19 protein-coding genes are annotated in these 20,519 nt (G+C 37.8%); 12 read left to right on the forward strand and 7 right to left on the reverse strand.

Going from position 1 to position 20,519, the window contains the following annotated elements; genetic code table 11:
- Nucleotides 1-76: 76 nt before the first annotated feature.
- Together JXQ92_RS07355 and JXQ92_RS07360 are read left to right on the forward strand one after the other, a co-directional pair.
- Nucleotides 77-1,345, forward strand: coding sequence for an asparagine synthetase B (locus JXQ92_RS07355; protein ID WP_421985956.1), 1,269 nt, complete (start codon nucleotides 77-79; stop codon nucleotides 1,343-1,345).
- A gap of 78 nt (nucleotides 1,346-1,423) precedes the next feature.
- Nucleotides 1,424-2,020: a hypothetical protein gene (locus JXQ92_RS07360; RefSeq protein ID WP_421985957.1), complete on the forward strand. Its 597-nt coding sequence runs from the start codon at nucleotides 1,424-1,426 to the stop codon at nucleotides 2,018-2,020.
- A gap of 13 nt (nucleotides 2,021-2,033) precedes the next feature.
- On the opposite strand, the gene JXQ92_RS07365 is transcribed toward JXQ92_RS07360, so the two are convergent.
- Complete coding sequence (locus JXQ92_RS07365; RefSeq protein ID WP_421985958.1) at nucleotides 2,034-2,639, reverse strand: tRNA-(ms[2]io[6]A)-hydroxylase; 606 nt, start codon at nucleotides 2,637-2,639, stop codon at nucleotides 2,034-2,036.
- Between the two features lie 124 nt (nucleotides 2,640-2,763).
- Here JXQ92_RS07365 and JXQ92_RS07370 point away from each other — a divergent pair, with 124 nt between their 5' ends.
- Nucleotides 2,764-3,663: a DUF3078 domain-containing protein gene (locus tag JXQ92_RS07370; RefSeq protein ID WP_421985959.1), complete on the forward strand. Its 900-nt coding sequence runs from the start codon at nucleotides 2,764-2,766 to the stop codon at nucleotides 3,661-3,663.
- Here the strand turns inward: JXQ92_RS07370 and JXQ92_RS07375 are convergent.
- Both JXQ92_RS07375 and lpxK read right to left on the reverse strand, forming a co-directional pair.
- The gene (locus JXQ92_RS07375; protein WP_421985960.1) at nucleotides 3,660-5,576 is read right to left on the reverse strand and encodes a putative porin; all 1,917 of its coding nucleotides are present in this window, start codon (nucleotides 5,574-5,576) and stop codon (nucleotides 3,660-3,662) included. The genes JXQ92_RS07370 and JXQ92_RS07375 overlap by 4 nt on opposite strands.
- A 16-nt stretch (nucleotides 5,577-5,592) precedes the next feature.
- Nucleotides 5,593-6,627 carry a tetraacyldisaccharide 4'-kinase gene (lpxK, locus tag JXQ92_RS07380; RefSeq protein WP_421985961.1) on the reverse strand — a complete coding sequence of 345 codons (1,035 nt, stop codon included), beginning with the start codon at nucleotides 6,625-6,627 and terminating at the stop codon, nucleotides 5,593-5,595.
- A gap of 52 nt (nucleotides 6,628-6,679) precedes the next feature.
- Between lpxK and JXQ92_RS07385 the strand changes: the two genes are divergently transcribed.
- The 3 genes from JXQ92_RS07385 to JXQ92_RS07395 are packed head-to-tail and all read left to right on the forward strand — an operon-like array spanning nucleotide 6,680 to nucleotide 10,016.
- Nucleotides 6,680-7,777 carry a Nif3-like dinuclear metal center hexameric protein gene (locus JXQ92_RS07385; protein ID WP_421985962.1) on the forward strand — a complete coding sequence of 366 codons (1,098 nt, stop codon included), beginning with the start codon at nucleotides 6,680-6,682 and terminating at the stop codon, nucleotides 7,775-7,777.
- A gap of 12 nt (nucleotides 7,778-7,789) precedes the next feature.
- Nucleotides 7,790-8,566 (forward strand): zinc ribbon domain-containing protein, encoded by a 777-nt coding sequence (locus tag JXQ92_RS07390; protein ID WP_421985963.1) that lies wholly within the window; start codon nucleotides 7,790-7,792, stop codon nucleotides 8,564-8,566.
- Nucleotides 8,517-10,016: a tetratricopeptide repeat protein gene (locus JXQ92_RS07395; RefSeq protein ID WP_421985964.1), complete on the forward strand. Its 1,500-nt coding sequence runs from the start codon at nucleotides 8,517-8,519 to the stop codon at nucleotides 10,014-10,016. Before JXQ92_RS07390 ends, JXQ92_RS07395 begins: the two co-directional genes overlap by 50 nt.
- Here the strand turns inward: JXQ92_RS07395 and JXQ92_RS07400 are convergent.
- Complete coding sequence (locus JXQ92_RS07400) at nucleotides 9,994-10,620, reverse strand: histidine phosphatase family protein (RefSeq protein WP_421985965.1); 627 nt, start codon at nucleotides 10,618-10,620, stop codon at nucleotides 9,994-9,996. The genes JXQ92_RS07395 and JXQ92_RS07400 overlap by 23 nt on opposite strands.
- Before the next feature lie 96 nt (nucleotides 10,621-10,716).
- Between JXQ92_RS07400 and JXQ92_RS07405 the strand changes: the two genes are divergently transcribed.
- The 3 genes from JXQ92_RS07405 to menD are packed head-to-tail and all read left to right on the forward strand — an operon-like array spanning nucleotide 10,717 to nucleotide 14,014.
- Nucleotides 10,717-11,097 carry a hotdog fold thioesterase gene (locus JXQ92_RS07405; RefSeq protein ID WP_421985966.1) on the forward strand — a complete coding sequence of 127 codons (381 nt, stop codon included), beginning with the start codon at nucleotides 10,717-10,719 and terminating at the stop codon, nucleotides 11,095-11,097.
- Nucleotides 11,094-12,326, forward strand: a complete 1,233-nt coding sequence (locus JXQ92_RS07410) for a chorismate-binding protein (protein WP_421985967.1) — start codon at nucleotides 11,094-11,096, stop codon at nucleotides 12,324-12,326. Before JXQ92_RS07405 ends, JXQ92_RS07410 begins: the two co-directional genes overlap by 4 nt.
- The gene (menD, locus tag JXQ92_RS07415) at nucleotides 12,323-14,014 is read left to right on the forward strand and encodes a 2-succinyl-5-enolpyruvyl-6-hydroxy-3-cyclohexene-1-carboxylic-acid synthase (protein ID WP_421985968.1); all 1,692 of its coding nucleotides are present in this window, start codon (nucleotides 12,323-12,325) and stop codon (nucleotides 14,012-14,014) included. The genes JXQ92_RS07410 and menD overlap by 4 nt, the downstream gene beginning before the upstream one ends.
- On the opposite strand, the gene JXQ92_RS07420 is transcribed toward menD, so the two are convergent.
- Nucleotides 14,011-15,144, reverse strand: coding sequence for a carboxypeptidase-like regulatory domain-containing protein (locus JXQ92_RS07420; protein WP_421985969.1), 1,134 nt, complete (start codon nucleotides 15,142-15,144; stop codon nucleotides 14,011-14,013). The genes menD and JXQ92_RS07420 overlap by 4 nt on opposite strands.
- Before the next feature lie 115 nt (nucleotides 15,145-15,259).
- Nucleotides 15,260-16,384 (reverse strand): carboxypeptidase-like regulatory domain-containing protein, encoded by a 1,125-nt coding sequence (locus tag JXQ92_RS07425; protein ID WP_421985970.1) that lies wholly within the window; start codon nucleotides 16,382-16,384, stop codon nucleotides 15,260-15,262.
- Nucleotides 16,385-16,406: 22 nt separating this feature from the next.
- Between JXQ92_RS07425 and JXQ92_RS07430 the strand changes: the two genes are divergently transcribed.
- Both JXQ92_RS07430 and JXQ92_RS07435 read left to right on the forward strand, forming a co-directional pair.
- A complete protein-coding gene (locus JXQ92_RS07430) occupies nucleotides 16,407-17,480 on the forward strand; it encodes an AMP-binding protein (RefSeq protein ID WP_421985971.1) in 1,074 nt (357 codons plus the stop codon).
- A gap of 101 nt (nucleotides 17,481-17,581) precedes the next feature.
- Nucleotides 17,582-18,835 (forward strand): hypothetical protein, encoded by a 1,254-nt coding sequence (locus JXQ92_RS07435; protein ID WP_421985972.1) that lies wholly within the window; start codon nucleotides 17,582-17,584, stop codon nucleotides 18,833-18,835.
- A 1-nt stretch (nucleotide 18,836) separates the two neighbouring features.
- On the opposite strand, the gene JXQ92_RS07440 is transcribed toward JXQ92_RS07435, so the two are convergent.
- Nucleotides 18,837-19,625 carry an XRE family transcriptional regulator gene (locus tag JXQ92_RS07440; RefSeq protein WP_421985973.1) on the reverse strand — a complete coding sequence of 263 codons (789 nt, stop codon included), beginning with the start codon at nucleotides 19,623-19,625 and terminating at the stop codon, nucleotides 18,837-18,839.
- 127 nt (nucleotides 19,626-19,752) lie between these two features.
- Here JXQ92_RS07440 and JXQ92_RS07445 point away from each other — a divergent pair, with 127 nt between their 5' ends.
- Nucleotides 19,753-20,430, forward strand: coding sequence for a hypothetical protein (locus tag JXQ92_RS07445; RefSeq protein ID WP_421985974.1), 678 nt, complete (start codon nucleotides 19,753-19,755; stop codon nucleotides 20,428-20,430).
- The last annotated feature ends 89 nt before the right edge of the window (nucleotides 20,431-20,519 follow it).

The raw sequence follows: 20,519 nt of genomic DNA on the forward strand, positions 1-20,519 counted from the left end.
ACCGTTGGTCAGACTTTAGTAACAAATATGTAAATTAAACGATTCCACACTTAAACGGTTCAAATTCCTGTTCACTATGAAGAGAATTCTTATCCTTTTTGTTTTAACCTCTTTCAGCCTTCAATGTTACGGTAATAAAATTCTCGTCCCCATGGATGAGAACCAGTCAAATCACATGAAAGCTTACGGCGTAGCCTATTGGGTTTTAAATCAAGACGAACCAATCGACTGGATGTTAAATTATAGAGGCGGAAGTTTTTTACTACCTGGTAGAACGGGAATAGAAAATGAACTTGTGATACGTGGAGTTTCATATGAAATGATCTCTGATGCGGACGCAGCACGGTATGCCAAAGAGCTTTCAGCACCTTCTACTAACATGGATATGATGCGCCTTGAAAAGGTGCCAAAAATTGCCGTTTACTCTCCAAAAAGTAAGATGCCCTGGGATGATGCTGTGACGCTTGCTTTAACTTATGCCGAAATTCCTTATGACGTAGTTTATGATGATGAATTGATGGCAGACGAGCTTTCAACATATGATTGGCTTCACCTTCACCATGAAGACTTCACAGGTCAATATGGTAAGTTTTATGCCACATTTAAAAACTATAGCTGGTACATACAACAGCAAAAAGACTATGAAGCCATGGCGAGTAAACATGGTTTTAAAAAAGTGTCAGAATTGAAGTTAGCGATAGCAAAAAAGATACAAACTTTTGTTGCTAGTGGTGGCTTTTTATTTGCAATGTGCTCAGCAACAGACAGTTTCGATATAGCTCTTGCCGCCGACGGTGTAGACTTTATTGAAGGAATGTTCGATGGAGATCCTGCAGACCCATCTGCTGAATCGAAGTTTGATTTTTCTAAAACACTGGCATTTGAAAACTTTAGATTGAGAAAAGACCCGTTGGAATACGAGTTCTCGGATATTGACAATACAGAATCGAGAAGACAGCGTGCCTTAAACGAAGGAAACGACTATTTTAAATTATTTCAATTTTCCGCCAAATGGGATCCTATACCCACCATGCTTACCCAAAATCACACCAACTTAGTTAAAGGCTTTTATGGGCAAACCACATCGTTTAAAAAGCGTGTAGTAAAGCCAGATGTAGTAGTTATGGGCGAAACGCTATCTGCCAATGAGGCAAAATATATTCATGGTGTCTTTGGAAAAGGTTTCTGGACCTTTTATGGAGGGCATGACCCTGAAGATTATCAGCATAGAGTAGGTGAAGAACCAACGGATTTAAACCTATATCCTAACTCACCTGGTTATCGGTTGATTCTCAATAACATCCTGTTTCCTGCCGCTAAGAAAAAGAAACGTAAGACTGAATAACCCAACCATTTGTCATTATTCTTTAGATAAAAATCATTTTACTCTGTTGTTTTATTATTCACTTAAATGATAAAACACATGAATAAACCGTTTTATTTCAAACCACATTTTTTTACACTTTTACTTACAACTTGCGTTTTTCTTTCTTGCTCATCGAGTGATGACGTGGAAGATACTCCGGAAACAGATCCAGAACCAGGAGCTAACGAACTTTCATGGGATGGTCAAATCTATAAACTTAATGACGGCATATTTATTGACTATGGTGTTTCAGATGAAGGTTATCAAGTAGAAATAGGTTTAACAGACGCCATGTTGATTAGGGTCATCGACGGTGATGATCAAGAACTTCAACCTGACGAGAACGGCATTGAATATTTGATGGGTTTCATCTTATCGTCTAGTAGCGCTATTGAATTTACAATTGGGGAATATACTTTTTCAAATACTGAAGAACTTGGAACATCAACATTTACAGCAGATTGGTTAATAGACAGAACGAATAACAACGAGTTTGAAGACCCGGGAGATTTCACGCTTTCAGCGTTAAATGGAACAATGACGATTTCTGGAACCCTTCCAGACTTGATTATCTCTTTTGACTTAAGCATGGGTCAGAAAAATTTAAAAGGAAACTTCAGTCACTCTCTACAGTATTTTGACCAAAGAGACTAGAGCCTCACTAAGCTTAGTGCATTCTATCGCCACGAACTTCTAGAGACTGAATGATTTTGGCCTCTTCATGCAAAAATTCTTTCCATCTCTTTTGAACATATTCGTCAGGCATATAGGTTTTTGCTAAGCTTATAAAATTCTTATAGTGACCAGCTTCTGAAATCATCAATTCATAGTAGAACTTTCGCAATTCCTCGTCGGTCACTCCTTGATGCAGAATTTTAAAACGTTCACAGCTTCTGGCTTCGATTAAAGCATTCAATAATAACTTTTCTACCAATTGTGCTTCTCTGCTACCTCCTTTTTGTAAAATCTTTTGCAGCGCCAGTACGTATTCATCTTTTCGCATTCTGCCAAGCTGATATCCCCTTTTGGTTAAATGGCCAATAACACGTTCAAAATGACTCCATTCTTCAGCAACAACTTCGGTCATCATGGCAACTAATTCTGCTTTTTCAGGAAATTGTACAATTAACGAAATACAAGAAGTTGCCGCCTTTTGCTCACAATAGGCATGATCAACAAGGATTTCTTGAATGTTCATCTCTGCAACATCAACCCATCTTGGATCTGTTGGTAGCTGTAACCCTAGTATATTATTATCGAAATTTGTTTTCATACCTTAGAATAGACGAGGTCAAGAAATTTGAGCATTTAAATAATATTTCCCAAGGAGAATAATACCTTTGAGCTCCATTATTAGAAAATCAATTGATCATTTTTTTGAAAGGTTCAATACAATTATGAAAAAACAACTACTAACACTACTCTTAATTTTCAGCGCAGTTGCTTTACAAGCGCAAGATGCTGATTCTGTAACAATTAAAAAATCCGGAACATGGGGCGTAAACTTCGCTAATGTTGGGCTTTCCAACTGGGCAGGTGGAGGTGAAAGCTCTCTGGCGATCGGTACGGTTTTTAATACTTCTTTAGAAAGAATAAAAGGAAGCTCCTCATGGATGAATCAATTTGACTTTGCACTTGGTGGAGCCAAAGTTGGTGAACAAGATTTCCGTAAAACTGATGACGCTATCATTCTACTTTCCAGATATAGCCAGAAAATGAAATCAGACTTGTCATGGAGTCTTACGGGTATATTGAGAACACAATTACTCGACGGTAATACGTTTGCGGCCGATCCAATCAATATCGGCGAGGAAATCGCCACAAAAATATCCACGTTCATGGCCCCTGGTTACTTATCGATAAACCTAGGCCTGGATAAAAGCCTGGGAGATCACCTGAACATATCTTTTGCTCCTGCGGCTGGTAAATTTACTTTCGTATTGGATGATGAGCTTTCGGCAGCTGGTGCTTATGGTGTTGATCCTGGAGATAAAATCAGAACTGAGTTTGGTACTAACTTTTTGGCAGTACTTGATATCCCTATTATGGAAAACATCTCTTTTAAAAGTACGCTAAACTTCTTTACAGCCTACGACTCTTTCGGAAATGTAGATACCAACTGGGAAACGCTTTTAGTTATGAAAGTGAACAAATGGTTCAACGCTACCTTCGGTACACAGTTGATTTATGATGATGACATCTTGATTGCACAAGACAATGGAAACTTCGAGCGTAAAATTCAGTTCAAGCACGTACTGAACTTCGGTGCAAACTTTGCTTTGTTTAGTTCAAACTAATCGAAGAACGACCATCGAACTCCAATATCCAGAGTTTGGCGATTGCCGGTATAGAAAGGCGTTATAAAGTAGCCTTCATACCCTCCCAATCCCAAACTCTGGTTAAAATGATTAGATCTTGCGAAGATCATTACCGTCTGAACTTTAAAATTTAGGAAGAGATCCAATTTCGCAAAACCATCGTTTTCGAAAACATCCTGTAAGTGATATTGCTGAATGGTAGGGTCATAACCCAAGCCAAAATAGCTACTCCTCATGTGTAAATCTACACCAGCTTGCAACATCATCTTACCATCGAATAGCATATTGTTATAGGCCAATTGGGACTGAGAAATAAACTCAGGAATTCGGAAGCTATTCGACGCATCACCCGAAACTGAGTTATAGTAAAATGAACTTTTCCATTTCCATTTACTGGAAATATCCCAGTTCATGTGAATTCCTGGCGACAAGAGCACTAAATCATTACTACTTTGCGCCGCAACACGATCTGAATTAAAGAAGGTGTAATTCTCTATTCTATTAAACTTCACAAAAGGTCTCAGCTTGAACTTTCCAAAGTCTAGTTTTACTGTTCCTTCTATATTATCGGAAATTTGATTTTCAAAATTGTTGGTCCATTGCCTTTGCTGACCATTATACTGAGTAGCTAGAAAAGAAGGCCCATTGCTGATGCGACTATATTTAGCATCGAAAAAATCACTAGTGAACTCTCCTTCTACAAAGTATCCTCCACCAAATAACAACTCTCCAGAAGCTGTTAAGAATACTTTAGAAGTAAGTTGCTGCCTAAGTGTTCCACCAATATAATGCTCTGTTTCCGTAAGTTTAGATGGAGCTAAAACCTCGTCGAATGAAAGCAATCTATTCTTATAGTACAGGGTATATGAAAACTTCTTAGTTCTTCCTTTTAATCCAAATTCGTTCAAAAACTCCCTAAAAGTGTTTCTTTGTTCTATTATACCAGTCGATTGACCATCCACTTCATCATATAGCAAAGAGTCAGAATTTGTTCTATCATAGTCATCGTAAAAGCGGGTTATTTGTTCTTGGAAGGTTAAGGAATGATAGACTTGGAATATAGAATCCAGGTCGTATTGCTGATATATGTGAAAGCCACCACGCCGATCTGAACTTGTGGCATCTTCCAGAATTACATTCGCATCTTGATATCCAAAAAAAGTTGTATCTGGATTATTCTCCAGGTTCGGATCTATAATACCTCCCTGCTCATCAACTTCATGATTAAATTGAGTCAGATTAAATAAGAGCAAATATTTAGGAAGCTTCTTAGGGCGCAAAAAGCCAAAAATATTGTAATCATTACTCTTTACCTGATTGTCGCCCCGCGTCAAGAAAGCGAGCTGTTTATCAGAGCGAATACTATTGAAATTGAATCCAATATTAAAATGAACAGTGTCATTTAAAGCGAACGTTACGTTCGTCCGAGCCCTACCACCACCACCGAAAGATGCCGAAACATCGGTATAAGGAGATCTTGTGTCGTAATATTTAATTTCCTCTGGGTAGGTATAAAACTGGTTATAAGCATTGTATCCAGAAGTTCTTCCTATTGTTTTTGAAGGCTCAAAAAACAACGATCTATACGCCGTACCCATGTTCCCTAAATTTTGAATTAGGTGGCCACTCTGCGAAAGATCAGTAAAGTGATGGAGATTATTGGGTATAGTATCTGGGTTGCTAAATACTATGTTGTTGAATTTGAAATTCTCCTCATAGGTAAACCTCGTAGTCTTGGCACTATAATTACCTTTTTTCACCTGGGCGTCTTCCCTAGCTTTACTCCTAGCCGATAATAATGAATCGCTTTCTGAATTTCTTAAACCACTTTGGGCTATGGCCGAAGCAGAAAAGCAACAAGAGAAAATGAATAAGAATAAAAAATTGCGCACGCTCAAAATTACAAATCTAGTTTACCTTTTCTACCACCTTCATTAACTGTTCTTGAAATTCTTCTTTTCGATCAATTTCAAAAGCAATTGGAAGGTAATACAGATCAATGCTGCTGAAAACGGGATGGTCCTTAAAAGGCAAAAGTCGTACCATATCTTTCTCCGTCGTCACTAAACTTCGAACATCTTTTTCTTTCATTTTTTTTCCTATATCAGAAAGATCGTTCGCTCTAAAACGGTAATGATCAGGATATTCTAAATGCTCTTTTATATGATGGTTTGCGGACAGGTAATCAGCAATTATTCCCGCCTTAGCCACTCCAGTCAATAGGCCGATTTCTTTTTCTGCTTTAGCGGCGTTAAAAACAGGACGAATCGGCAAATACTTTATGCTTGAGAAGTAAATTGGTGATGTACTGTTATAAATTCTCACGCTGTTTTTGATATTGTCCTTATCAATATCCTCCAAATGCATTGGGCATTTCGTTATTATGATGGCATCGGCACGCGAAGCCCCCTTTCTTGGCTCTCTTAAGTTTCCTGTAGGCAATACAAAATCTTTATAGAACGGTTCGTTGAAATCCGAGAGCATTATATTAAAATCTCTTCCCATCTGCCGATGTTGGTAAGCATCGTCCAGCAGAAAAAGGTTCAAGCTATCATCATCCAAGAGTAAAGAGGGAATCGCTAGAATTCTTTCCTCACAAACGGAAACAACCATTTCATCGCCAAATTTCTTATAAAATTGATAAGGCTCATCTCCTATAGTAGCTGCATCATCCTCAGCACTGGCTCTTTTAAACCCTTTTGTTTTTCTACCATAGCCACGACTTATGGTGGCGAGTTGATAATCATCTTTGAACAACCTGATCAAATATTCGATCATTGGCGTTTTCCCGGTACCTCCTACCGATAAGTTTCCAACAGAAATAACGGGACGATCAAATTTGGTTTGCCTTCTTTGGCCAGAATCAAATTGATTGTTTCTGAGGTTCATTATCCAGCCATAAATTATTGAGAATGGAAAGAGTATGGTTCGAATGAACTTCATTAAATTCGGCTAACTATATTTAGTCTTTTAAAAGCTGCAAATAACGTCAAATATGACAAAAATCAAGGATATCATTGCCGTTCTGGAAAATATTGCTCCTCGGGGTTACCAAGAAAGTTATGACAATGCAGGCCTGATCACAGGAACATATGAAACTAAAGTTTCTGGTGTGTTAATTACCTTGGACTGTATTGAATCGATTGTAGAAGAAGCCATAGAAAGAGGCTGCAACTTAATAGTCGCCCATCATCCCATTGTATTTAAAGGTTTAAAGCAACTTAATGGTAAAAACTATGTAGAACGAACTATTATAAAGGCCATTAAACATGACATAGCCATTTATGCCATTCACACAAACCTAGACAACGTATTTAATGGAGTAAATGCGAAAATCGCTGAGCTGATCGGTTTAAAAAACACTAAGATTTTATCTCCTAAAAGAGACACGCTTCTCAAACTGGAAGTAATGGTGCCGACTAATAGCACTGATACACTGCTGACGGCACTTCATGCCGCTGGAGCCGGCAACATTGGCTTATATAGCGATTGTAGTTTTAGAGTAGCAGGTACAGGAAGTTTCAAACCGCTAGAAGGCACTAACCCAACCATCGGCACAACAAACCAACATGAGTTAGTAGAAGAAGACAAGATTGAACTGATTTTTCCGAGTGTTCTTGAAGGAAAGATTATATCTACTTTAAAAAAAGCTCATCCTTATGAAGAAGTAGCTTATTATGTTCAATCCCTTAAAAATGTGAATACCGAAATTGGGTCTGGTATGATTGGAGAATTACCAAGCCAGTTAACGCAGCAAGAATTCTTGTCTCATTTAAAGGCGAACATGAACTTAAATACCATACGTTATACGGAAAACCAATCAAATTCTATTCGAACAGTGGCTGTTTGTGGGGGTGCCGGAAGCTTTCTTTTGGGCAATGCAAAAGCCCAAGGTGCTGATGCATTTGTGACCGCGGATTTCAAGTATCACGAATTCTTCGATTCAGAGGGTAAAATCATGATTGCAGACATTGGACATTACGAAAGTGAAGTCTTTACAAAAGAGCTGATTGATGGGTTTATCAGAGAAAAATTTGCTAATATTGCAACCTATTTGTCAGAGGTGGATACGAATCCAGTAAAATACTTCTAAAAAATATTGTCAATGGAAAAAACAGTCGCACAGAAATTAGGCGCTTTGAAGCACCTACAATCAATTGATTCTCAGCTAGATGAAATTAAAAAAGTAAGAGGTGCATTACCTGATGAGGTTGCAGATCTTGAAGATGAAATCGCTGGTTATCAAACGAGAGTAGAAAAATTCAATACGGAGCTTGCAGAGTTGGAGGGAAATATTTCTGATCATAAGACTCAAATAAAAAACTCTGAAGGACTAATTAAAAAATACGAGGAGCAGCAAATGAACGTTCGTAACAATCGTGAATACGATGCGATTACGAAAGAAATGGAACTGCAGAACCTTGAAATTCAGATTTCTGAAAAAAGAATAAAAGAAGCCTTCGCTAAAATTGAAATCAAAAAAGGCGAAATCGAAAAAACTCAAGAGGAGCTTTCTGAAAGAGAAAAAGATTTAGATACTAAAAAGTCTGAATTAGAAGTTCTTACTAAAGAGAGTGAAGCTGACGAAAAGAAGCTTTTAAATCAGAGAGATAAGGCCACAAAGGATATTGAGGATAGATTGCTGATCTCTTATAACAAATTAAGAGACAATGCAAGAAACGGTTTAGCCGTAGTACCCGTAAGTCGTGGTGCATGTGGCGGATGCTTTAATGTTGTGCCTCCACAAAGACAGGCTGACATTAGAGACAGTAAGAAAATTACCGTTTGTGAGCACTGTGGAAGAATCCTTGCAGAAGTTACAGACGAAATTGTTGCTGAAGAAAAACCAAAAAGAAGCAGAAGAAAAAAAGTTGAAAGCTAAGCGCAACTCTTCTTTTAGAAAATACAGATGGATAGGCTTTATAGTCTATCCATTTTTTATGCTCTTACCTTTTTTGACAGCCAACGGACAAGAGGCGCAACATGCTAGGCTCAAAACTCTTCTAGCATTTAACTTTACAGCACAACACAATGCTGTTCCTACTACCCCACTCGACTTATATTATGAAAACCTGAATGATATTCTTCAGGTTATCCTTTTAGAGAATGATGATCTTTTCGAAAGGCTAGAGAAGAACAAAAGCGATCGACTTGACAAACTTGATGCTTTTAAAAACATGAATGACCCTTGGTATGGGTTTGTAAAAGCTGAAATCAAACTCCAATGGGCATTTGTAAACTTTAAATTCGGTAATGACTGGGATACATTTTGGGGCCTGAGAAGTGCATCCAAAACAATTAACAAACAACAAAAAGCATTTCCTGACTTTCAGCCTAACAACAGAACTCTTGGTGCACTCAACGTTATCTTTGGAAATGTCCCAAGCCAAAACCAATGGCTAATGAAGCTTTTTGGACTTAAGGGTGATGTTTTTGAAGGAATATCTCAACTCGAAAAGATCGATAACCGCTATGCTGATCTTCTTCTAGAATCAGAACTAATTAAAGCTATGATTCAATCCTTTCTTCTCGAAGATTACAATAAAGCGTCAGGTCATATAGATCAAATTCTTTCCCGAGGGAAAAGCCCTCTCGTTAATTATGTATCAGCGCTGGTCAAGTCAAAAATTCATAACTCTTTAGACGCAAGGCAATTACTTGAAAACAGTGCCATTAAATTCCCTTTTCACGATTACCTAATTGCTGAAACACATTTCCAAGGCCAGGAATACGACAAGGCTATTACGGGTTACCAAAAGTTTTTGGATGCTTTCCAGGGCAATAGTTATGTCAAGGATGCATACTTGAAAATCGGTATGTCTCATGGCTTATCGGGCGACTTAGAATTGTATCAAAAGTATTTGAACCTTGCTAAAGAAAACGGAAACGAACAATCGGAAATAGATAAAAATGCTGCAAAGCTTATTAAAGACCTCCCCAACCAAAGACCACTTTCACTCAAAATAAGGTACGCCATTGATGGAGGTTTTTATCAACGCGCGTCCGTGCTGATCGAAGAATTAGAGGCAGAAAACATTAGTGACTATGAAAAACTAGAGTTGACTTATCGCAAGGCCAGAATCAACCACCTTACTGGCAATTATGAGGCTGCGCTGACACATTACAGAACTGTTATTGCCAATGCAGAATTTATTTCTGAAACATATTACGGACCCAATTCATTTCTACAAGCGGGTTACTTGATGAGGCAAAAGGGAGATAAAGCATCGGCGTTGATGTATTTTCAAGAGGTGCTAAATCTAAAGCGGCACCCATATAAGGCAAGTCTCGACGCAAAAGCGAAAATTGCTATTGAGCGCTTAAACCACTAAGGTGTGCTGTGTCATTGTAGCTTTCAATGGTAAACATACTTCCGGTATAATTTAACCTATACAAACACAAGTTCGAATGCTCGAACATATCCATGCACTTTAAGGGGTAGTTTAGCATCACGGCCAGCATAATTCTCATGGCCCTTCCATGCATACAGATTAATATACATTCTTCATTTGTTTGATTCAGTATATGATGCAACCCATGTCTTAAACGTTCTGCCACCTCAATAGGACTTTCTCCTCCATCAATACCAAAATCCACTTTTCCCTCTCGCCAAGATTGTAGCATTAATTTGTAATAAGATTCACCCTCAGCATCAACCACAACACCTTCTCGATCTCCCCAACTTATTTCATTGAGTTCAGGTAAACTTTCATGAGGCAGTGGCTTTTCAATAAATGCCTTTACTGACTGATGAGTACGTTTTAAGGCAGATGTATATACTCTATCAAAAGGGATGTCTTTATATGCATTAAAAAATGCATTAGCCTGATTATTCCCAAGATCGTTTAAATCCGAGTCTATACCACTTCCCTGAACAATCCCCTTTTTATTAAAGTCGGTTTGTCCATGGCGTGTTAAGTATATTTTTTTGATCATCAATTTGTCCTATTTTTGCCCTGCTCTGCCGCAAAACTATAAATAATTACGACTCATATGTTCCAACAAGGTGTAACACTTGAAATGATAAATACCATGAGTAAGAATACTATGGTAGAACACCTTGACATTGAGGTTATTGAGATTGGTGAAGACTTTTTAAAAGCTAAAATGCCTGTTGATCACCGGACAACGCAACCCATGGGACTTTTACACGGTGGAGCATCAGTTGTTTTGGCTGAAACACTAGGGAGTATTGCCGGTACATTAACGGTAAACAATAAAGAACAACATTGCGTTGGATTAGAGATAAATGCCAATCACATTAAAAGTGCAAAATCTGGCTTTGTATATGGTAAAACTACACCTATACATATTGGTAAAAGGACTCAAATTTGGGAGATAACCATCACAAATGAACTAGAAGAATTAGTCTGTGTAAGCAGGCTCACCCTAGCAGTGATCGATAAAAAATGAATATTAATAGCAAGTCAAAAGTCTTAACTAAAAACTTGAGCGCTTATCCTAAAGACAGCATTTTAACAGCTGCTTTACAAGCTAGCTTTGACCTAAACTTGCCAATAGCTTTCTGGAGAATCCCTAATACAACTGAGTTAAACCTTACGGTAAGTTTCAAGCCAACAACAAGCATAAAAAAAGTAGACATAGAAGATTTGAGTGAAGGTTTTGTATTTGCACCCTTTGACATTGACAATAAAAAAACACAGTTCATTGAGGCCAATTTTAGCCTTTCATTTGACTTTGAAGAAGTCATAGAAACTCGAAAAACAGTTGATGAACCTTCTTCAGAAGTAGAAGTAAACTTCAGAAATACATTTACGTCCTATTTAGACCAAGGCGTAACAATACCAAACTATCACTTTAAGCCAGATAGGCTCAGTAGTTCAAACAGTGATTTTGAATCGCTCGTTCAAAAATGTATTGAAGAAATTGAACGAGGTTCATTCGACAAAATAGTGCCAGCGCGTACTAAACGTATTGATTTGGAAGGTAGCTTCAGTCCAGTTCAGCTCCTTTTAAACCTAATCGAGTCATATCCTAGTGCATTTGTCTCTCTTGTTTCCATTCCAACCATGGGTACTTGGATAGGTGCTACTCCTGAAGTGCTCATTGAAAAATCAGGTGACTCTTTCAAAACTGTGGCTTTGGCCGGCACTCAACGCGCAGATGAAGCGAAGCGAATGAGCGATACCGCTTGGACGCAAAAAGAAATTGAAGAACAAGCGATGGTCAGCAGGTACATTATCAACTGCTTTAAGAAAATAAGGCTACGAGAATACCTTGAATTAGGTCCAAAAACGATTAAGGCGGGTAACTTACTTCACCTTAAAACCACATATGAGGTTGATACAAAGGCTACTAATTTTCCTGAGCTTGCCACTATCATGTTAGAGCTTCTTCACCCTACTTCTGCCGTAGCAGGTATGCCCAAAGTAAATGTTCTTCCGTTTTTGAAGGAACATGAAGGTTTTGACCGAGATTTCTTTAGCGGGTTTCTAGGCCCAATTAATGTAGAGAAAAAAACACACTTATTCGTAAACTTAAGGTGTATGCAATTGCTTGAAAGAGCAGCTATACTATATGCCGGAGCAGGTGTTACATCCGATTCGGATCCACATAAAGAATTAGTAGAAACGGAGATTAAATTCAACACGCTTTTGAACGTACTCAATTACAACAAGTGATATTACCACACATTAACAATATCGCTGCAATTTGTGCTAAACACGGAATAAATACCGCCGTTATCTCTCCTGGGTCACGTTCAGCACCTATTACTCTTGCATTCAATGCCCATCCTGAAATTGATATTAAAGTAATTTCAGATGAGCGATCCGCGGCATTTATTGCATTGGGCATGGCGCAGCAACAAGGAAAACCAGTTGTCTTAATTTGCACTTCTGGCTCTGCTGTTTATAACTACGCACCAGCCGTGGCAGAGGCTTTTTATCAGGAAATACCTCTCTTAATACTTTCCGCTGATAGACCTCCAGAATGGATGAATCAATACGATGGACAAACAATTCAGCAAAACGGAATTTTCGGTAAACATGTTAAACACAGTTTTCAATTCCCTGTAGAAGGAGCTCATAAAGATGATTTATGGTTTGCCAATAGAATCACCAATGAGGCAATTATATCATGCAGATCATTCCCTAAAGGACCCGTACATATCAATATTCCATTACGAGAACCCTTCTATCCTTCTGCAGAAGAAAAAATATCCTTTGATGAAAATGTAAGAATTATCGACTCCCCTTCCTCTGAACCTAAACTTTCGGATGAGGCATGGAATGACCTTGCTGGCATTTGGGCTTCGAGCAATAAACATTTAGTTGTAATCGGTCAGTTAGAACCTGATTTAAAGCTTCAAGAGACATTGCAAAGTTTTGCAAAAAATCATAATGTCGTTGTAGTAAATGATATCATCGGAAATCAACACTTGATTAAAGGCAGCGTTCAACACCAAGATGCATTTTTACAAGCTGGCCATTTTGAAAACCTGAAAGAATTAAGACCCGATTTACTAATCACTATTGGTAAATCTCTGATTTCTAAAAACTTAAAACTATTTCTGAGAGAGCACCCGCCCAAAAACCATTGGCATATTCATCAGTCAACACAGGTAAACGATACGCTTCAGCATGTAACGAAGTCAATCAATGTTGATCCTTCCTACTTTTTTGGTGAGTTGAATCATCTCATTTCAAAACCGTCAAACTCGGCGTTCAATAAGCAGTGGCTAGATAAAGAAGAACTCGCTATAAATGTCTCTAGGAAATTCTTAGACACCTGTTCTTTCGGCGAATTAAAGGCAATAGATACTTGTTTAAATGTCTTACCTGACCAAAGTCTATTGCACTTAGCCAACAGCATGACCGTACGTTATGCAAATATCTTAGGCACTCAAAAGGCTATTGAAGTATTCGCTAATCGAGGCACAAGCGGTATTGATGGGAGTAATAGCACAGCTGTAGGAGCGGCATTGGCACAGGATAAAATGGTGACATTGTTCACCGGCGATATGGCTTTCTTTTATGACCGAAATGCATTCTGGCACAATGAAAATTTAAGCAACTTAAGGATTGTCGTTTTAAACAATCAAGGTGGTGGTATTTTTAGAATGATCAACGGTCCTCGAAGTCAAGCAGACTATGAAAAGCTCTTCCATACCGAGCAATCTTTAAATGCTGAGCTTACAGCTGAGGAATTTGGCTTTGAGTATTTAAGTAGCGATAATAAAACGGGTTTAGATACTCATTTAGAATCGTTTTTCGAACATGCTGAACGACCAAAAATCCTGGAAGTCTTTTCCGATTCACAACAGAACACAGAAATATACGAGGCCTTTAAAAACCTCTTTTTAGTCTAGTTTTCCTTCTTTGGCCGGTAATCAATCGGAAGCATTTCTGCCACTTTTTCGAAACCCCAATATCCTGCAGAATAATAGGCCGTCGGATTGTAGATATATCCATTTGGTTCAAATTCAATCGATCTGTTATCGTCTAGCATTGATATCCAAGATTGCTGAGGTTTGTTTTTCTCTACTTTTCCCACTGAAAGTCGACCAGGTGTTCTGTTAGTTCTTTTTTGATAAAGCTCTGATTCATATTCCTTTTGAAAAGTGATATAAAGAATGTTTTCGAATGGTAGTTGTTTCGAAATATTCGATTTACCGCCTTTTAAACTATCAAACAACTGAGCTTCTCGAGGATCTAAAACTCGACCAACTCCTTCAATATCCTGTGCTTTTTGAACAAGGAAACCCTCATCCTGAAGTTTATTTTCATACAATGAAGTAAAGAAATGAACCGGAGAGCCTTCATAAGCAAGTTTCCTGTTATTCTCCCAAGTCCGTTGTTTTCTCTTATTCCTCGACTTCATTTCTTTAAAGATGGTGTAGCCAAAATAAGTACTGAGGTTACTATTATAATCCACTATAAAGCTTTCTAGGTAATAGGTAATCTCATAGCCTAACGCGTTATTTTCAACAATGATAGGTTCTTGGGCATAGGCTTCAAGCGTCCGTGTTTCAATGTCATCTATAAAATCTACTACTTCTTCATTCAGTATTTTACTTTGCCGTGCGTTATCTGATTCACCTAAAAAGATTCGTCTAAACTCGATCATGTTACTTTCCCAGTTTCGATCTTTTTTAGCTGAAACCACAACACTTCCTAAATCTTTCGTGTCTGGGGAAATTAGAATATCAAATTCCGCTAACTCTGATTCACCTAATGTCACTTGAGCCACATAAGTTTTGTAACCAACAAACTTTACAATCAGGTCATATGTACCTGCGCTTTTAACGACTAATTCATATGTGCCGTCATCTTTAGAAGTTGTCCCATAAGTTGTTTCGGCAAAGAAAACGGTAGCAAAAGGCAGAGATTCGCCTGAAGTAGCATCCTTTACTATGCCTTTCAGAGTAAAAGCACTTTGAGCAAAACTCTGAGTGCAATAAAGAAGCGCCAGAAGCAAGTAGAATGATTTAGACCTCATAGAACAAAATTATTTAAGCGCTGAAGTTACAATGATATGACTGATTAAACTGATTTCTAAACATTAGGTTGACCATATAGAAATGATTTTTATCATAATGCTAAAGGATAAAGTTTCATTTCTTCTCTGGTTCAAAATCAATCGGCACCATATCGGCAACTTTTTCGAAGGCCCAGTACCCATAAGAATAAAAAGAGATTGGGTTTCTCACAAAACCATTCTCTTCAAAATCAATAGATGAATAACCTTCAACTAAGAGAATCCAAGACTCTTGATTCCTACTCCTTTCTGATGATATCGTTAAACCTGTAGCGGGTTTGGAAGCAACTGCGGATCTGTATCGTGTTGATTCTCTTTCATTCATGTAAGAAATCTTCATATAGTTATCGAACGTCAGTTGTTTAAACTTCTCGATAGGATCTAAGCGAAGCATTTCATTCATGATCGTTTTTTGACTTGCAGTTCTAGTTTGCTCTCCAGACAAATCACTATTCAATTCTATAACAAACCCTTCTTCTTTAAGCCTGTTCTTGTATAATGCTTTAAAAAAGTGATTGGAAGAACCATTGTAAGCCATGGCCCTATTACTTTCATACATCTTCTTTTTACGATTATTCTTAGGCTCCATGGGCTCAAAACTTGTATACCCATAATAACCACTGACGTCAGTCATATAATCTATAATAAACTGCTCTAAATAGTATTTCACAGTGTAACCCAGTTCTTTATTTTCTATAATCAGAGGTTCATAAGCGTAAGCAGAAAGCTGCTGTTTTTCCTCGTTGAAGGTAAAATCTAAAACTTCTTTGTTGACGATTTTTGCATTCAAGGCATTGACACTAGTCCCAAGGAATACCTTTTCAAATTCATTAAAGTAACGCTTCCACTGAGCACTCTTCCTTGCTACTACTACTACGCTCCCAAGGTCTTTCGATCCTGGAGTAATTTCGATATTCAATCGAGATACTTCAGCTGCGCCGAGGGTCACTTGCGCAGCATAGGTTTCATATCCTATGAATTTCACAATCAAATCATAGGTTCCTTTACTATCCACTCGAAGTTGGTAACCTCCTTTTTCATTAGTGGTTGTTCCTATTGTTGTTCCAGCAAAAAACACTGTAGCAAAAGGCATGGGCTCTTTTGTTACTGCATCGCTAATTACTCCTCTTATGGTATACTGACTAAAAACCGGAGTTGAAATTAGATAAAGAGTAAATAGAATTGATAGCTTAATTCTCATAACAAATCGTTAAACTTAAATCTTGGAAAGTACTATTCAAATAGACAACCACTTATACTCTACAACAGAGTTTGTGGAACAATGTTACAGCGAAGAATACCACTGGATAAAACCAGCCCAATCCTTTGTAAAAGACTGGATGAGTGGTACTTCAATATTTACAATACAAACTTCGGGTTCTACAGGAATACCTAAAAAAATAGAGATTAAAAGAGCACAAATGATCGCCAGTGCTCAAGCCACAATTCATACCTTAAGGCTACCAGATGGCTTAAATGCCTTGCTTTGCATTAACACAGACTATATTGGAGGTAAAATGATGCTCTTAAGAGCGCTCTTGGGCAATTGGCATATTGAGCTTATAGAACCATCCATGGATCCCTCGAAATTAGCCATTAGTTCTAACTATGAATTTGCCGCCTTTGTGCCTTTGCAAGTGCTAGCCATGACTAAACACCGAGAAGGACGAGAATTCCTGAATGGTATCGACCAAGCTATCATTGGCGGTGCCGCTATTTCAGAACAATTACAAACCGAAATCGAGCAGTTAACCTGTTTATGCTATAATACCTATGGCATGACTGAGACCGTTTCTCACATCGCATTAAAAACACTAAATGGCAATGCTAAATCCGAATGGTTTAAAGTGCTGGAAGGCAACAAAATCGATCTCGATGAAAGATCATGTCTTAAGATAAAAGGAGCCGTTACGGACAATGAATGGGTAATTACCAATGATATTGTTGAACTAGAAAATAATACCTTCAAATGGATTAGTCGTGCTGACCTAGTAGCCAATACGGGTGGCATTAAAGTCTTTATAGAACAAGTCGAATCGACTATAAAATCACTTCTTCCAACTGAATACAAAGGCAATATTCTGATATGGAAAGCACCTGATGAAGCTTTAGGAGAGAAGCTAGTTGGCGTATGTACTGATGAGAAAATCATTGAATATATTTCAACAAACAGGCCTGAAATTGAAGCTCAACTTAATAAATACACCTTTCCTAAAGAATGGCTAGCCACTGCCAACTTTCATTATACCGAAAGTGGTAAACTAGATCGCCAAAAAACTTACGAAAACATTCCATAAGCCCCATAACATTGTTTGCTATAAGACAATGTCTTTCAATTGCCTAGGGATAAATTCAAGGTTTGGTAAAAGATGATTATCTTAAATCAGGTTTAATTTTCATGAGGCGGCTAACAATCTTTCTTCTTACTCTTCTTCTATTGCCACTCCTAGGTTTTGGACAGGAATTATATAGAGATGGTTTTATACTAAAAAGTCCCTTCGATACACTTCATGGAAAAATCAAATACTATAGCTACAAAGAAGCATCTCTTTCCTGTGTATTCAAAAGTGACAATACAGGTATAGAACAATCGTTTACCCCAAATGATATTTTTGGCTATGGCATTGAAGATAATATTCTATTTGTAGCCAAAGATGTTTCTCCTGCAAATAAACTCTTTTTAGAAGTAGTATATCAAGGCACAGTATCGCTCTACGCCTATCGAGATAACTATCGTAAAAACTTCTTCTTCTTAGAAAATACCGACACTGGTGATTTCGAAGCACTTACTCAAAAGACTATCGGTACAAAAAGAAAAAGGAGCATTATAAAAACATATCGCGATGTGTTGAAAATTATGCTTGACAAAAGTGAATTGATTCAAGACAAAATTGATAATTCTGCCCTTACGCATAAGTCTTTAACCAATCTGCTGGTTGACTATGACCAGCGATATGCCCGATTCCAAGGCAAAGAGTTCAATGGCACAAAATCTCAATGGCCTCCACAAACGGGCTTTTATTTAATTCAAGGTAGTGCCCAACAGAAACTAGGAAACTTCGGCGGTACAGGCTCATCATACCATATCGGCTTGGGAGTAAAATTTCAGAAAGAGATTTCACGTGCTACCAAACGTCTGTATTTCGATCTGGATCTCACTTTGTCTCATGAATCATTCGATCAGACTTTTACGAAAATCGAAACAGTCACCGATCAAAGCATATTAACAAATGGAATGAATTTCTTGATTTCATCTACTAATACAGATATAAGGGGGCAGGTTGAGAGTATTACTACGCTTGATCTCGAACGGGTTAATTTGGGCATGCCAATGAACATCAAATACATTTTCCCAAGTACCAAATGGCTCATTACCCTAAACGGAGGATTCAATCCACAATATACTGTCGCTAAAAATGGCGAAGTTCAGGGCATTTTGTCACAAAACGAAACAATTCTTCTAGACATTGTTAGCCCTGAGGATACTGAACGCTTTCGGTTTGGTTTGAATTTTGGATTTGGTGTGATGCTCAAAAATAAAAGAACCTACTTCCTCGATTTTCAGCACTCTCCCACTTGGCTAAATCAAGGCATACTTAAATACAAGTACAGTTTTATCCGTTTAGGAATAATTCTCAATAATAAAGACTAAACTAGTTTTTAAGCTTAATCACTTCTTTCTGAAGCTCCAGCACAATGTCTTTCAGTTTATCAAAGCTCATGTCAGCATCTTCCACGAATTCAGGAATATCCATACTGATATAAGCCCTTACCTCCCAAATTTCAATCACATCTGAAGTTTCAATTTTATAAGGTGAATAAGCCTTATTATCAGAGACTAGGAAAAGTTGCCCATGTTCTTGAGAATAGTCGAACACACGTTTATAAACTACACCTTCTTCCTTTGAGAGAATAATGTAGCACCTCCCATTCTTGATATCTGAAATACTTTCTAAATACTGACCAATCACGACAGTTCCCGGTTTAATAGGCAACATGGAATCGCCCGTAATCTCAAATGCTCTGTAAGTGGCATTTCGCGGTAGATTGGGCAATTGAAACTTAGGCATTTCCTCCAAATATTGAGGGTCAGCATAACCATTCAAGTAGCCGGCAGATGCTTTCTGAGGTATTAAATCAATGAATTCATTATCTTTATGATCCACTGTAATGGAAAGTACTTTCAAATTGTCTTTAGGAGATTGCCCTAACTGCTCGATAGCAGTCAAATCCATTCCCGTCAAGTCTTTTGTTAGCAATTGATCTACCGATACCCTAAAAACCTTTGACATATTTAATAAGTTATTAAGTCTAGGATCGGCTCTTCCCTCTTCGTAGGCGCCTACCAATGACCTTTTAATGGAGATTTTGTCAGCAAAATCCCCTTGGGTCCATTGATGAAGCTTACGTAAGTACTTAATATTGCCTGAAATAGTGCTCATGGAAGTGTAGTTTCCTTAAAGATACTATTTATCACTAATATTTTTAGTTGATTGATAATATTTTTAGTTAATCAGTAAATGTTTTTGGCATGTAATTGGCTAGAAAAAAGGTATAAATATTTCAACCATGAGAACAACACTTTTACTAATCGGTCTCTTAGTATCCCCTTTACTTCTCGCACAAAACAACTCTACTATTGGATTTAGTATGCACGGCTTTCTCCCAACAGGAGAGCTAAAGCAAGACGCTTCTGAAATTTGGGGTGGTGGTTTTGGAACGGAAGTAGCATTTCAAATCAAAGAATCCCCAATTTATTTAGGAGGCACATTCAGTTTTACACGGTATGGCTCTAAAGTCAGGAAAGGCTATCACAATATAGACTTTCAAGATGTTCGCTACCGGTACCACAATGAAATGATGCAATTAGCTCCACTCATTAGGTTTAAGCCTGAAACATATACTAGATTTATGCCTTATGCCGATTTCACCTTTGGCACTAACTTAATATACACTCGCGCTAGGGTTTTTGATCGGGAAATAGACGAAGTCGTAGATAACTTCTTTGAAATTGAAGACTTTGTACTATCCTACGGTCTAGGTGCTGGCTTAGAATATCTAATAAATGAATCCATTAGCTTAAACTTATTCGTAAGACGGAATTTTAGCTCTAGAGGCGAATACCTCACCCCAGATACTATTCAGTATGATGAAGAAATAGAAGGCTATCAACTCGATATACAACAATCTCGATTTAGCTCACTAGTCTTCGGTATTGGCCTAAATATCATTCTTCGAGAATTCTAGGTGTTTATTTGAGCCATTCATAACACCATTCTCGCGTTCTTAGAATTTGAATTCGCACATTGACTTTCTTGGTATACTTTGAGAGTTAA

The sequence above is a fragment of the Roseivirga sp. genome (genome assembly GCF_049099775.1).
GTDB lineage: Bacteria > Bacteroidota > Bacteroidia > Cytophagales > Cyclobacteriaceae > Roseivirga.

What these genes read in the sequence shown, in the direction of transcription:
- JXQ92_RS07355 (WP_421985956.1), top strand. Translation starts at nt 77, where the DNA reads ATGAAGAGAATTCTTATCCTTTTTGTTTTAACCTCTTTCAGCCTTCAA.
- JXQ92_RS07360 (WP_421985957.1), top strand. Translation starts at nt 1,424, where the DNA reads ATGAATAAACCGTTTTATTTCAAACCACATTTTTTTACACTTTTACTT.
- JXQ92_RS07365 (WP_421985958.1), bottom strand. Translation starts at nt 2,639, where the DNA reads ATGAAAACAAATTTCGATAATAATATACTAGGGTTACAGCTACCAACA.
- JXQ92_RS07370 (WP_421985959.1), top strand. Translation starts at nt 2,764, where the DNA reads ATGAAAAAACAACTACTAACACTACTCTTAATTTTCAGCGCAGTTGCT.
- lpxK (WP_421985961.1), bottom strand. Translation starts at nt 6,627, where the DNA reads ATGAAGTTCATTCGAACCATACTCTTTCCATTCTCAATAATTTATGGC.
- JXQ92_RS07385 (WP_421985962.1), top strand. Translation starts at nt 6,680, where the DNA reads ATGACAAAAATCAAGGATATCATTGCCGTTCTGGAAAATATTGCTCCT.
- JXQ92_RS07390 (WP_421985963.1), top strand. Translation starts at nt 7,790, where the DNA reads ATGGAAAAAACAGTCGCACAGAAATTAGGCGCTTTGAAGCACCTACAA.
- JXQ92_RS07400 (WP_421985965.1), bottom strand. Translation starts at nt 10,620, where the DNA reads ATGATCAAAAAAATATACTTAACACGCCATGGACAAACCGACTTTAAT.
- JXQ92_RS07405 (WP_421985966.1), top strand. Translation starts at nt 10,717, where the DNA reads ATGAGTAAGAATACTATGGTAGAACACCTTGACATTGAGGTTATTGAG.
- JXQ92_RS07410 (WP_421985967.1), top strand. Translation starts at nt 11,094, where the DNA reads ATGAATATTAATAGCAAGTCAAAAGTCTTAACTAAAAACTTGAGCGCT.
- JXQ92_RS07420 (WP_421985969.1), bottom strand. Translation starts at nt 15,144, where the DNA reads ATGAGGTCTAAATCATTCTACTTGCTTCTGGCGCTTCTTTATTGCACT.
- JXQ92_RS07425 (WP_421985970.1), bottom strand. Translation starts at nt 16,384, where the DNA reads ATGAGAATTAAGCTATCAATTCTATTTACTCTTTATCTAATTTCAACT.
- JXQ92_RS07435 (WP_421985972.1), top strand. Translation starts at nt 17,582, where the DNA reads ATGAGGCGGCTAACAATCTTTCTTCTTACTCTTCTTCTATTGCCACTC.
- JXQ92_RS07440 (WP_421985973.1), bottom strand. Translation starts at nt 19,625, where the DNA reads ATGAGCACTATTTCAGGCAATATTAAGTACTTACGTAAGCTTCATCAA.
- JXQ92_RS07445 (WP_421985974.1), top strand. Translation starts at nt 19,753, where the DNA reads ATGAGAACAACACTTTTACTAATCGGTCTCTTAGTATCCCCTTTACTT.